Annotated in this window: 10 protein-coding genes; 3 read left to right on the top strand and 7 right to left on the bottom strand. The window is 59.7% G+C overall.

Annotation, left to right across the window (positions count from 1 at the left end; translation table 11 throughout):
* Positions 1–138 precede the first annotated feature (138 nt).
* The gene (locus K408_RS0129665; protein ID WP_155248689.1) at positions 139–477 is read left to right on the top strand and encodes a hypothetical protein; all 339 of its coding nucleotides are present in this window, start codon (positions 139–141) and stop codon (positions 475–477) included.
* Positions 478–656: 179 nt separating this feature from the next.
* Here K408_RS0129665 and K408_RS0129660 read toward each other — a convergent pair whose 3' ends face one another.
* From K408_RS0129660 to K408_RS43610, 5 genes are all read right to left on the bottom strand, one after another.
* Positions 657–2129, bottom strand: a complete 1473-nt coding sequence (locus K408_RS0129660; RefSeq protein WP_196232418.1) for an AlbA family DNA-binding domain-containing protein — start codon at positions 2127–2129, stop codon at positions 657–659.
* Positions 2130–2249: 120 nt separating this feature from the next.
* A complete protein-coding gene (locus K408_RS0129655) occupies positions 2250–4124 on the bottom strand; it encodes an ATP-binding protein (protein ID WP_024341996.1) in 1875 nt (624 codons plus the stop codon).
* A gap of 281 nt (positions 4125–4405) precedes the next feature.
* Complete coding sequence (locus K408_RS0129650; protein WP_035698644.1) at positions 4406–6010, bottom strand: site-specific integrase; 1605 nt, start codon at positions 6008–6010, stop codon at positions 4406–4408.
* Positions 6011–7232: 1222 nt separating this feature from the next.
* The gene (locus K408_RS0129645) at positions 7233–8750 is read right to left on the bottom strand and encodes a multicopper oxidase family protein (RefSeq protein WP_024341998.1); all 1518 of its coding nucleotides are present in this window, start codon (positions 8748–8750) and stop codon (positions 7233–7235) included.
* Between the two features lie 384 nt (positions 8751–9134).
* Positions 9135–9461, bottom strand: a complete 327-nt coding sequence (locus K408_RS43610) for a hypothetical protein (protein ID WP_024341999.1) — start codon at positions 9459–9461, stop codon at positions 9135–9137.
* 401 nt (positions 9462–9862) lie between these two features.
* On the opposite strand from K408_RS43610, the gene K408_RS0129635 reads away from it, so the two are divergent.
* Both K408_RS0129635 and K408_RS0129630 read left to right on the top strand, forming a co-directional pair.
* The gene (locus tag K408_RS0129635) at positions 9863–10321 is read left to right on the top strand and encodes a DUF2892 domain-containing protein (RefSeq protein WP_024342000.1); all 459 of its coding nucleotides are present in this window, start codon (positions 9863–9865) and stop codon (positions 10319–10321) included.
* Positions 10322–10351: 30 nt separating this feature from the next.
* The gene (locus tag K408_RS0129630) at positions 10352–10735 is read left to right on the top strand and encodes a DUF302 domain-containing protein (protein ID WP_024342001.1); all 384 of its coding nucleotides are present in this window, start codon (positions 10352–10354) and stop codon (positions 10733–10735) included.
* A 150-nt stretch (positions 10736–10885) separates the two neighbouring features.
* Here the strand turns inward: K408_RS0129630 and K408_RS0129625 are convergent, their stop codons facing one another.
* Both K408_RS0129625 and K408_RS40445 read right to left on the bottom strand, forming a co-directional pair.
* The gene (locus K408_RS0129625; protein WP_028146050.1) at positions 10886–11581 is read right to left on the bottom strand and encodes a L,D-transpeptidase; all 696 of its coding nucleotides are present in this window, start codon (positions 11579–11581) and stop codon (positions 10886–10888) included.
* The gene (locus tag K408_RS40445; RefSeq protein WP_024342002.1) at positions 11578–11805 is read right to left on the bottom strand and encodes a hypothetical protein; all 228 of its coding nucleotides are present in this window, start codon (positions 11803–11805) and stop codon (positions 11578–11580) included. Before K408_RS40445 ends, K408_RS0129625 begins: the two co-directional genes overlap by 4 nt.
* Positions 11806–12111: the final 306 nt, after the last annotated feature.

The raw sequence follows: 12111 nt of genomic DNA, 5'->3' as shown, positions 1-12111 counted from the left end.
TGAGCGCATCACTTTGGCTTCCAAAAGAGGCGCGGCCCTTCTGCTGTTCAATGCTGCGTGGAAGGAGGACTCGATCTTAGACTTCGGGGCCTTCTTCTGTTTCACCAGCAGCTCAAGAGAGCAGAAAGGCAGCACATCATGTGCGACAACGTGACCAACATCATCCGCAAGGCGTGTGCCGAGCCGGGCTTCGGGAATGGCCTGATCTCGGTCATCACCGAGAAGGTCCGGAAGCGCTTGGAGGCCGACCCCCAGCCGGAAATCACGTTCGGGGTGTACTGCGGCCCTGTTGCGGGGCCGACCGACCACGCCATGATCCGGGTGCAGTTCTTCCGCAGGGACTGGGAACACCTCATCCAGGCCCTCTGGGTCGGTGACACCGGTGCCTGGAACGAGGACACCTTGCTCTACGCAGGTAGCCTCTTCGAGGTCTCCGCCAACGCCGCGAACCAGGAGGTGCTCGTCGTCTTCTGGTAAGAAAGACCCGCCAGCGCGGCTTTTCGCGCTGGCGGCATCCATTTAGATAGTGCCTTTCAACTTGAATATGCCGATCGACGATCAGCTCACATTCTTCGTGATCGCTGGCCGCGATTTGACCGGCACCTCGCGGTCCTTGCTCATTAGTGCGACGCTGAGCGAAGGGGCCATTTTCGCAGTCAGACGGCGAGGCGCTGATGCTGCAAGATCTCGTCCACGCGTGAAACAGCACGATAGATCGCAGGTCTGATTTTTCCTCCAGTATCACGCTTAAACAGCTCGGCGAGCAGCGGCCGCAGCTCCACAGCCTGTTGAAAATCGTCCGGTAGGCCATGCAGCGCGTACGCAAACGCGCTTAGGTCGGCATCGTTCTTTGGGAGTACGATTTTGCCGGGTTGAAAGGACGCAAGCATGGCTTTCGGCTTGCCGGAATAGAGCTTGTGCGCTGTCACCGTTCCGCGGAGTCGCTGCACGACAGCGTCACGACTTGCAGGCATGCTCGCGTTCAACCGTCGCAGATCCTCGACAATTTCATCGATAGTCATGGAAAGCTGTCGAACATAGTGCCAAATCGGCATCCATTTGCGCTGATGATACGCCTGCGAGTGCAAGTAGGCCAACGGGTCCTGAACCGAATTTCCGAGCAGGAAGTTTTCAATGATCGAATCCGGCGTCACGTTCTCGCGAACGATACGAACTTTCTCGCGGTCAGCCGCCGAGATCGGCTGGACATCGCCGATGACCCGGAGAGCTGGCGCGCCCTTTACCTGTGTGAAATCTCCTTCCCGAAGGAATTGGATCGATGAGAGCAAGTCTTTATCGATAACGAATTCGCCGGTCCGACCCGACACCTCGCCAGTGTCCAGGTCAATAGTCGCATTGGCACCGGTTGCGACGCGATTCATTCGACGGGCAAACTCCGCAACTGCGCGGGCCTCACGAGCTTCCATGATCGCCCGTAGTTCTCCAGGCTTTATAAGTCGTGTTTCACCGACGTACCGGAAGTAAATGCCGCCTTCCCTGAGATCGCCCCCGATCGTCTTCAAGGCGATTACCGGGCCGTGGTCCTGCTTCTCGACATAAATCACACCGATTTTCTTGCCCCCGATGCTCGCGGCGACGCGCGTAACCTTCGGCACAGGATCCAACGAACTGGCAAGGTGCGCGTTCAGCAACGCAGGATCAAGCGTCTCGAATCTTTCGTCCGACATTCCCTCGACAGTACTGCCGCCATCATGCACCCCGAAAATGATGTGGCCACCTTTGTTATTCGCGAGACCAGCGATGGCCCTGATGATCTTGCCGCTAATTGTGTAGTTCAACTTGCACTCGACGGAATCGGTTTCACCGCCCCGTACGTGCCAGGTAGTCTTTCGCTTTTCGAACATCGCCTCAATGTATTCGAGATCTGTCGGCGACTGCGGCCCCCTTGGATATACTGCGGCGTGCTCGGCTTCCCACTTCTTCAGAAAAGCCTCTAGTTCATCGGGCCCGGCGGCGACCACATCTTTGGCGTAGGTACCGTTCTTGATCTGCGCGATGCGCCCCGAGCTGATCAAACGATTAGCTCTGTTGAAGTAAAAGTGGACGGCATCGTTCTTCATGCCCTTTGCGAGCATCGCGCGTGCGAGACCGACCTCAGCGTCGGTCATGTTCCGCCTCTTGGTCATTGTTCACTGCTGCAGATTACGTGCGGCACCCTGTGCCGCGCCAGGCCCGGCAAGAAAAGGCCGCTGCGTAAACAGCGGCCCGCGAGGTGTCGACCACTATTCTCATGCGGCCTTGGAGGGGCGGGCGAGGTCAGAGCTAAGAGAACGCTTGACACGCTCGACAATATGAAAGCGGGCCATCATCACGGTTGTCAACGAGTAAGCTGAGAGCGCCCGGTCGATATCAGCAGGCGTCCAGGTGCGGCCATTGGTAAGATTCCGAACCGTCATGATCGCCTCGACAAGCTGCCCTTCAAGCCACTCCTCGACGTATTCTACTATCTTCCGATTAATCGCAGGATCGCCTCCTGGATTAAACTCCTTCGTGAAGAAGCCAACCAAATCCCGATAACCACGGAAATCGCGATTGGCCTTCACGATCTCACCGGTCAGCGTATCCCCGACGATCTCCGCGGCGAGGTCGTCCAACTCGCCTTCCTCGCGAGTACCGTCGGCGCGAGAGACCCACTTGACTGCTGGTTCCTTTGTGGAGACGACGACTGCATTAACAGCTTCGCCGCCCGATTCAACAAGATCGGCCAAGTAGTCGTCGCTGGACCTACCACCACGGTGTCCTCCACCGCCTGGCGAGGTCGTCTCCCGCTGCGTATCACCAAATTCGCTACCACCACCGAGTGTCTGCCCCGACGCTCGCAGTGAACCGTTCGGATCGCGCCGATACCTGGTCGGTCTCAGCAGGTCCCGGATGCGCTGCAGCCGCTCCAAAATACGTTCTCGAGTCTTGCCGTCGGGATCGCGTTCGGTCTTGGCCATGATCTCGTCGATCTTGGCCTTGATCTCAGCGGGCATCTTTTCCCGAAACTCCGCTCCCCAAATCTCGAACCAGTTTGCCTCCTGCACGTCCTCGCCGTTGATAATGATTCGGCTTCGCGCGGTGTCAGCGCGGATATCCAAGGTCTTCTTCGGCTCGACATAGATGACGACGTGATCTGCGCCAAATACGATCCCGAAGCCAGCCAACAGACGTCGCGCGGTTGGGGGTGTAAGATGGACGTAAACCTCGTCCTGAAACACGATACCGACTTTGCATGTCCGGCCGCCTCGAGTGCTCATCTTTTTTGAGTCTTCCTTGGGATCGGCGAATACCCACCAATGTGCATCGGCCGTCGCCAGCTGCACCGTGCCCTTGGCTTCAGAGTATTGGTCAAATAGCGCCTTGGACCCGCTGACCGTCTGGAAGTTGAAAGTCTTCGCAGAAGGTGACGGCTCTTCACTGGGCCATGCGTCCTCGTCCTTTGTCAGCACCCTGACCTGGATCTTGGTGTTCTCTGGCACCCGGAAATAGCGGCCAGTCAAATAGGTAATCAACCAATTCATTCCACCGCCCGCGTCAGCAGGGGGGAAACAAGTATTGTCATTCTCAGAAGTGCCCAAGAGGGTGACCTTCGTGCCGCTCTGGTCGATACTTTTCGGCTTGAACGAATCCTTGATGCGCGGCGTCCAATCAGGACCATCCGCGAGATCAAATGAAGCCAACCCGTAGACGCCCTCTTTGTCGTCGCGGTGCAGCTTAACCATAGAGCCTTTGCCTTGATGCCAAGACTGGTACACAAGGCCGTGGCTGTTCCGGTGAAGCGCCGTGATCTTGGCGCCGACGCCAAAGTTCTGCGAAATGCCCTGTGTCTGGTTGGCGCCCTGTACCGCCAACGCATTCAGATAATCCAGCATCTGCTGCGAAGTCATGCCATCACCATTGTCTGTGATGGAGAGCTTGTATTGGTTGGTGCGCTTCAGATTATCCCAATCAACATCCCAGCGGATGATACCCTCGGCTGCGTCGCCGGCCTTATGACGGCGCTCGATTGCCTCGAGAGCGTTCTCGGTCAGCTCACGAATTTGTTGATTGGGCGGAGTGTCGGCGGCAAGGCGATCCAAAAGGAACGCGATATTCGCCACCTGCATGGCGCGGGTGCTCATTGGCTTCTCCTAACGAGGCGGCAATGCCGCGGGGTCCGGTTGTTGTTGACCCTCCTTGGTTCGGCGGAGCTTGCGCTCGGGCGAACGGTCAGAGACTCACAACTTTTTAACCATACGCTTTTTCGCCCCCACCGGCAACGACGACGATCCTCCGCTTTTCTTGATCGCGTTGATCGAAAGATGTGCTGGATGTATCAACGAGACATCCGCGTCGACATAGCACTCGGCCAAGTCTTAGGAAATCAAGGGGTTACGCCGCGGCGGCGTCCCCACGAATATCGTCAACCTCTCAGCTTCGGCCGGCCGATTTTGCGCGGCTCAGACGCCATGGTTTCGAAATCCAACCCCTCGAACATCGACCAATCGATTTCTTTCGGCAGCTCGAAATGAGCCAACTCCTGGCACTGTTTGCGGCGCAGCGCAGACTGCTGGCCGTAATTTGCGTGGACGTCGTTCGCTTCATGACCCATCTGCAGCCTGGTGGCCTCGTCATCGAGATCCTCCTCGATGAACATCTCTTTGGCGCCGTGCCGGAGAGAATGGGCAACCTCGATATTCATGCCAATCGCGCCAGCTTTTTTCAGAAGCCGGTTCACTCGTTTTGAAGCAACGTCGCCCGGATCAGTCGTGGTGGCGAGCAAGCGGAAGATGAAATTATCGCCCTGTGCGGCCGCCCATTCGACAAAACCGATACGGCGGAAAAAGTCATGCAGCACGAAGAAGCGCAGGCTGGCCTCTGTTTTGAAGCCGACGCGTTTGTACATTCCTTTTTCTTTGTCATAAACGATGCCGTTGACGCGCACGATGTCGACACCATGCTTGCGGTCAATATCGCTGCCTCGGATGAACGGAAGGATTCCAATGCGGCGCGACGACAGAAGGCACAGGGGGCCCAGCATCGCGTCATCCAGATAGCCGCTGTCGACGCCCAGCCTGAAGACCTTGTCTACTTTTTCGTAGTCGAGCGCTTCGCGTTTCACTGAGGGCTTGGCGTTGTCCGGCCAACGCACGCGATAGCCCTCGAACGGATTGCGAAGTCGGTGCAAGCCAACGGCGCCGTTGATGATAGCTCGCACCGTCTGAACGTAGCCGTCCTGGATGGTTTTCAGCGCCAGAGGCTCGTAGCAGCTTTCGACCTTATTCTTTTCGATCGCTGCATGGATGCCCATCTGTCGCAGCTCTTCGGTGTTTTCGCCCTCACGCGAAAGTTCAACCGGGACGTACTGAAGCTCGTTGACGAAGTTCTGCAGGTCAATCGGCAAATAGCAGTCGATCGGCCGATCTCCCACAAGAGCTTTGAAGGTTGCCGCACGCATCCGACCCGTGCTGATGGCACTGTCAGACGCTCCTCCGGCCTTTCGGAGCTCGAAATATTCGTCTTCCAACTCGCTGAACTTTGGCGCGGTCGAGGTTTCGACGTTAGGCGCCGCGGCCGCTTGCGCCGGCTCGGGCTTCACCGGCCTGAAGTCGCGCGACCTGCGGCTGGTCGACGTCGCCGAGGTCTGCTCCAGAATTGCAAGTTGCCGGTCGGCAACTTCGGTGAGCTTGCCGAGCACGTGTGAGAGCGGCTCACTGCTAGGCGCGATTCCTGCGCCAGCCCGCCACCGATTCCAGACGTCTTGGCGCAACAGGTCGGCCCGGGCCACGACCGTTGGATTTCCCGCTCCACCCTTGCTGACCTCCTTTTCGATCAGCACCGCCTCTTGGATCGAGGCGATATCGCGAAGCGCGTCGGGCGAGAAATCCGGCCACGGCGAGGGATTGGCGATTTTGGCGGCCGCCGCCTCCAGGAAGGCGAGCATGTTCGCAACGAATTCCTCGGGGCTGTTGCCCTTCGGAAACCCGACGTCGCTGTTCGGAATCTGTCCCCCGGTGTCAGTACTCACCCCGCCTCTCCACTGGCTGAAACCGGTCTGCGCCAGCGCGCCCAGCCAAGACGCCCGCCGCTGCGCCTCACGATGCGGAAGCACCCCCAGACGCACCCGAATAGGAGCGCATGACGGCAGTCTGGCTGCAAGGTTTGAGGGGGGCCTAATCTGGAAGAAATACGTGGAAAGCCGGCGCACCAGATAGGTTGGCGCCCGGCCCGGCCCTCTGGGCCATCGCGCCGGGCCCTTGGACGCCCTTTTCTGCTGGACTACTTCGTGGACTACATTGGTGGATACACGCTTCGACACTGGCACACCTGGGGCAGGCCGGAAGCGTTGTTTTTCAAGGTTTTCGGCGTTGGAAAGTGGCGGTCGGATGCGAGTGACCTGGCGGAGAGGGAGGGATTCTCTGCCGGGGTCCCGGGGACCTCGAAAACCGGAGCAAAATCAGCGTTTCCGGACAACCGCGGCGGGTTGCGTGTACCGGCAGTATGTACCGGAACCGATGTCCCAGCTCAAGCGAGATTCCGCCGAATGGTAAACGGTTTCCACTATTGTCGAGACGAGCGGTCCGAAAGCAAAGTGTTTTCCGGCGATGGCAGCCTTGAGCCTTGCTGGCGATGATCCGGATGGCGCGGTCATTGACCTGGATCGCATCGATGATTGAACGGATGCAGCCCTTGCGGGTGTTGGTATCCCCGGTGTTCAGCCCTATCGGACATCAGTCGTGCGAACGCGTCGATCTTCTCCGCTTAATTGCGCCCGCCGTGCCGCACCGGGCGCGGGCGTGGTCAAGGGCCGCTTTCGCTCGTTCCCGTTGGGATTCTCGGTGCGGCCGGTGCGCTCCCGCAGGATATCATCGAGCTCGATGATGCCGTCTTCAATGGAGCGGTAAGGCCGCTTCAGGCGATCTTCGGCGGTCGGCTGCCTCGCTCTTCGGAGCCTGGCGCTCGATCAGTGATTTCACGAGGTCAGCGATGCGGTCAGGCGCCGGCACGCGCTGCTTATCGGTCACCGCTTCGTCCGCGTACGGCGATCCGTATCTGCTGCGGCTCGCCGCCGGGTACCGGCGGTTTGAGCGAACATGCCTTCGCCGTTCTCGCCTTAGCTGCATCAAGGGTCTAGCCGAACACGTGCGCGAGCCAATAATGCCGCCCCGGCGGCCAATCCGTCGACGGACTGCCGGTTTCCTCCGATCAGCCTTCCGAATTGGACACGCAAAGTGCACGGCACGAGAAGATCAGTCGGTCGTGAACTGCCCCATCATGCCGTTGTCCTCATGCTCCAGGATGTGGCAGTGATACATGAAAGATGCCTTGGTAGCGGGTTGTGTGAACTGAACCAGCAATTCGACAGGCTCCTTGACCAAGACGGTATCACGGATACCCTGATCGCGAACAGACGGTTTGGCTCCGCCCCGACTTAGCACTTGGAAGTGCACGCCGTGGATGTGTAGTGGATGGGCCATCATCTCGCCCGACGCTTCCCAAATCTCAAAATCACCCAGCCGGACTTTCTCGTCGATACGATCCATGTCAAAGGCGCGGCCATTTATGCCAGCCATCGCCATGCCACTGCCTCTGCCACCTTCCATCATTCCGCCTCTGCCAGCCATCATGGCCATCATGCCGCCCATACCCATGTTCAGCGCAAACCGCCGGCGCCTCACGGCCCTGCTTGAGTCTGGAGTCGGGCGTGTGACGAGTCGGTCGGGAACGGTTGTCTTGGTGCGATGGCCCGCTGTTTCCGTTGGTTCGAACGCGAGCACGCGCTCATGATCGAGGTCGACGAGATCCCGCAGGAAGTTTCGCGGGCCGCCGACCATGCGCATCATCGTGGGCATGTTACGGTCGGGTGCCGTCTGCAGCGCGACTGATCGTCCATCAGAAAAATCCACAAGGACCTCCGCCCTCTCGCCGGGCGCAAGGCTCAGCGACTGCAGCTTGACAGGAAGCTCCAGCAGTCCGCCTTCCGAGGCAATCCAGTGAAACGTCCGGCCATCCGTAAAGGAAAGATCAAATATGCGAGCATTCGATCCGTTCACAAAACGCAATCTAACCAGCTGCCTCGGCACCCTCGCTATTGGATTCACTGTCCCGTTCACGAGCATTGTGTCGCCCCTCCTACCAGCCATCAACGTCATCATTCCGTTGGGAATGACGAGCCGACCATCCTCGAATTGCCTGTCTTGCAGAACGAGCGGCAGATCATCGACACCATATTCTGATGGGAGCCCGAGCAAATTCTCTTCGTCGTCGGTCACAAGAAGTACACCGGCAAGACCAGTGTAGACCTGTTCAGCCGTCCGATCATGGACGTGTGAGTGATAGAAAAGGGTCGCCGCGGGCTGGCGGACGGGCAGCACGGGGCGCCATGTGGCGCCAGGACGGATGAGTTGATGTGGCCCACCGTCCACTTCCGCCGGGACAAGGAGCCCGTGCCAGTGCACGGTTGTGTCGTCGCCAAGCGCATTCGTGACCGCCACCTCGACGTCGTCTCCACTGTGGACGCGAAGTGTGGGGCCGAGATAGCTGCCGTTGTATCCGAGGGTTCTGCTCTCTCGACCTGGAAAGAACGAGGTGGTGCCTCGCTGCACCTTGAGGGACGCCGATTGCCCCATCCCCCGAAGGTCGATCAGATCGGGAATCCGCAGTAGCTGCGGCTCGGGGGCTGCACGATCGTGCCAGAGTGAACCGGCCACGGCGACGCCGGTGCCAGCCAGAGCAGCACCGGTGAGCAGAGCGCGGCGAGACATCATGACATCGTCCTGCAGCAAATTGGAGGGCTCGAGTGGCCTCCCCTTGGCGGAGGCGAACGCCACAGCATTGTCATCTCCGGCAAGCCATCGGGGAGCGTTCGCCCATAGTCCTGCGCTTTCGTGAAACTCTTAGTGTGAGCAACGACGCTTACGGGACGGAGTTCCAAGCGCTTACCGGTATGTATACGTGCACGGCCTCTCCCTTCGTCGTCGGAAGTCGACCAGGTAGGCCCGCGCCGATGATCTTTTCGCGGGCGTACGCGGGGTGGCGACTGTCAGCGGCACAGCCGGCTCGATCGGGCGGCGGTGCCGGACACTGAGCATGACCGAGAAGAAGAACCATCAATTTTTCAAAAGAGTGAACGGCTCCATCGCTGGCCTCGCTCATGCATCTGCGCCGATCTCATATCTCAGTCCCGGTCTCACGTCGCCTTTGTCAAATATCATAGGCAGCGGCGGCCGCGTCCCTTCCTGCTTCGTGATGTGATTGGCCGGCAGTTCACGACAATATCGTATCAGGGCTTGGATGTGGTCAGTGGCGGCTGCGACGAGATCGGCGTAGCTAGTGTGACCTTGCGCCGCGGCCTTGAGAATGCATTCGGCGAGAAACGCTTTTGTGGAAACCGTAGCGACGTCTGATGGCACCCTCGCCATCGCATCTTCAAGAGCGCTCCTCATTCGCGACACCAGCTCGGGATCGAATTGCGGCATTACGACAGCTCCCACATTGCAGCGTTGCGCGAGGCAATTTGAAGTGTGAGGGAGTGCGCGGCAAAATCAACTTAATTGCGTCGGCGTTAGATGAAATTGGAGAAAGGTTGAAGAGCAAGCGGTTCGAGCACGAAGGGGCGACGGAGCGGGCCTGCCGCCGGCAACGTTCTTCAGCTCGTATTTCGGAACCGCGAAGCCCGCGACGTGGAGCGCGCCTGATTCGTTACCGCCCGAGGCTCGACATTGCGCCTTGAAACAGCCGTCAGTGATCGTCGCGACGACTCGTCGGCATAGCTGTCCGCTGAACCTTCGCGCGACAGTCGGCCGTCGTCAGCGCGTGCGCAGTAGGAACAAATCAGGACAGCGCGCGTAATCCAGTGAGGACGTCTAGGAGCTGATGGATGACCACGACGCGGAATCGGGTGCCCCTACGTTCGTCTGAGAGCGATAATCGTCGCATCGAGCGCACGATGCGGGCGAACGTCGCCTTTTTCGCCGAACACCGCGACCAGATTGCCGACAGGTTGCGCGAGCTCGACCGGGAGTGGGACATCGAGAGAACCATCGAAGCTAATGCAGCTGTAATCGGATTCACTGGCATCGTTCTGGCGGCCGCTCACAATCAGCGCTGGCTCGCACTCCCGGCGCTGGTGACCGGCTTTCTGTTCCAGCATGCGATCCAGGGGTGGTGCCCCCCGGTGCCTGTCTTGAGAAAGCTGGGCTTTCGCACTTCCTACGAAATCGAGCAAGAACGTCGAGCCCTGATGGCGTTACGAGGCGATTTCAGGCACGTGGCGGAAAACGCGGATAGCGCCCTTCGGGCTGCGAGGGGTGTCCCAAACGCGACTGCACCAGCGTAGCGCTGAGGCACACCAGTACAGGAGTTTGGAATGTCGTACTATTTCTCGAAAACACTCGACCTTCCGTTTGCGGAGGCCGTCGACAAAACGATAACGGCACTCAAGGCCCGGGGATTCGGCGTGTTGACCAGGATCGACGTGCAATCGACGCTCAAGGAGAAGATCGGCGCCGACTTTCGGCCTTACGTCATACTGGGTGCGTGCAACCCGAGAATGGCGCATGAGGCGCTGATGGCCGAGGACAAGATCGGAACCATGCTTCCGTGCAACGTTGTGGTTCAGGAATTCGATGGGAAGACCGAAGTGGCAGCGGTGGATCCGGTAGCGTCAATGCAGGCCATACAGAATGAATCACTGGCGACGATCGCGGAGAAGGTCCGCGGCGAATTGAAGGCGGCGGTCGAAGCCATCTAAAGGCCTTGTTCTTTGTGTTGGTGCATCGCTCCAGCTCGGCGACACGTCGCCTGGCGACGTCTCGACAAGGGCACTCGGCACCGCGGAGGGAGCGGGATCCCGCCCGTTGGAGCATCCCTGCTTTCGTCGAGGTCGCGCGCCGATCGAAGTTCATCCGCCCGAGGCCGCGGTCTCTGCACCGCCCGTCGGCAGGACCACGACCTTGGCTCCCGACGGCACGCGTCGGTAGAGGTCGATCACGTCCTGGTTCATCATGCGGATGCAGCCGGACGACATCGCCTGCCCGATGGACCATGGCTCGTTGGTGCCGTGAATCCTGTACAGCGTGTCCTTGCCGTTCTTGAAGAGATAGAGAGCGCGGGCGCCGAGCGGGTTTTGCGTGCCGCCCTCCATGCCCCGAGCCCACTTGGCGTATTTCCCCGGCTCCCGGGCGATCATCTCCGTGGTCGGCGTCCAACGCGGCCATTCGCGTTTCATCGCTACATTGGCGGTACCCGACCAGGCCATGCCCTCCTTGCCGACGCCTACGCCGTAGCGGAGCGCCTTGCCGCCTTCCTGCACCAGATAGAGGAAACGGTTTTTCGGGTCCACGACGACGGTCCCGGCAGGCTGCCCGGTCGGATCGTCGACGAGTTGACGCATGTAACGGATCTTCAGGTCGCCGCCAGGAACCGCCGCAACGGTATAGGCGCCGTCCGAGACCGCGCCATATCGCGGGTCGGACATCGGCGCGTAGCTCGCGGCCGCGGCCTTGGGCATGATGTCGGCGTCGGAGACGCAGCCCGCCAGCGCCGCCGGCAGAAGCACTGCCGCGGCACACACAGCCCATTGCTTTCGAAGCGTCATATTGATTCCTTCGGTGCCGCCTGCCGGCGCGCGTTAGCGACCGCCCGGCGAAAGCCCGCGTAGTCGAGCGTGTTGTAGAGAGGACTTCCGATCAGGTACGATGGCGTCTCGGCGAGGCTCAAGGACTTGCGGACGAGCAGCGCATCGATGACTTCGGCGTGGCGGCGAAGGTCGACCTGCAGCGCCTCCATGTCGATGCCGGATGCGCGGAGGCTCTCCAGCATCTGCTGCTGCGCATCCTGGCCCCAGGGATGGCCATGAGCGTGTGGTGTGCCGTGTCGTACCCGCCTTTATACCGAACTCCCACGCGAGGCGGGCGTCATAGAGAGAGGCGTTCGTCAGGATCGGCCAATCCTTGTGAACGAGGCGGACACCTTCGTCTTCCGCCTTGAGGCTGTCCAGATTTGGTGTGCCCGCCATGCGTCCGTCCTCTGAGAAGAAGTGCGGCCCCGACATCCGATCGATCCCAACGTGACTTCGCCAATGGCGGTCAGTCTCGATCTGCAGCTTAAGCCAGGCTTAAGAGGGGC

The organism is Bradyrhizobium sp. in8p8 (assembly GCF_000426845.1).
In the GTDB taxonomy this organism is placed as follows: Bacteria; Pseudomonadota; Alphaproteobacteria; order Rhizobiales; family Xanthobacteraceae; genus Bradyrhizobium; species Bradyrhizobium japonicum_C.
This window is presented reverse-complemented; position numbering and strand designations above follow the sequence as displayed.

Coding starts and splice junctions, on each gene's coding strand:
- K408_RS0129665 (WP_155248689.1), top strand. CDS start 139: ATGTGCGACAACGTGACCAACATCATCCGCAAGGCGTGTGCCGAGCCG.
- K408_RS0129660 (WP_196232418.1), bottom strand. CDS start 2,129: ATGACCGACGCTGAGGTCGGTCTCGCACGCGCGATGCTCGCAAAGGGC.
- K408_RS0129655 (WP_024341996.1), bottom strand. CDS start 4,124: ATGAGCACCCGCGCCATGCAGGTGGCGAATATCGCGTTCCTTTTGGAT.
- K408_RS0129645 (WP_024341998.1), bottom strand. CDS start 8,750: ATGATGTCTCGCCGCGCTCTGCTCACCGGTGCTGCTCTGGCTGGCACC.
- K408_RS43610 (WP_024341999.1), bottom strand. CDS start 9,461: ATGCCGCAATTCGATCCCGAGCTGGTGTCGCGAATGAGGAGCGCTCTT.
- K408_RS0129635 (WP_024342000.1), top strand. CDS start 9,863: ATGACCACGACGCGGAATCGGGTGCCCCTACGTTCGTCTGAGAGCGAT.
- K408_RS0129630 (WP_024342001.1), top strand. CDS start 10,352: ATGTCGTACTATTTCTCGAAAACACTCGACCTTCCGTTTGCGGAGGCC.
- K408_RS0129625 (WP_028146050.1), bottom strand. CDS start 11,581: ATGACGCTTCGAAAGCAATGGGCTGTGTGTGCCGCGGCAGTGCTTCTG.
- K408_RS40445 (WP_024342002.1), bottom strand. CDS start 11,805: ATGCTGGAGAGCCTCCGCGCATCCGGCATCGACATGGAGGCGCTGCAG.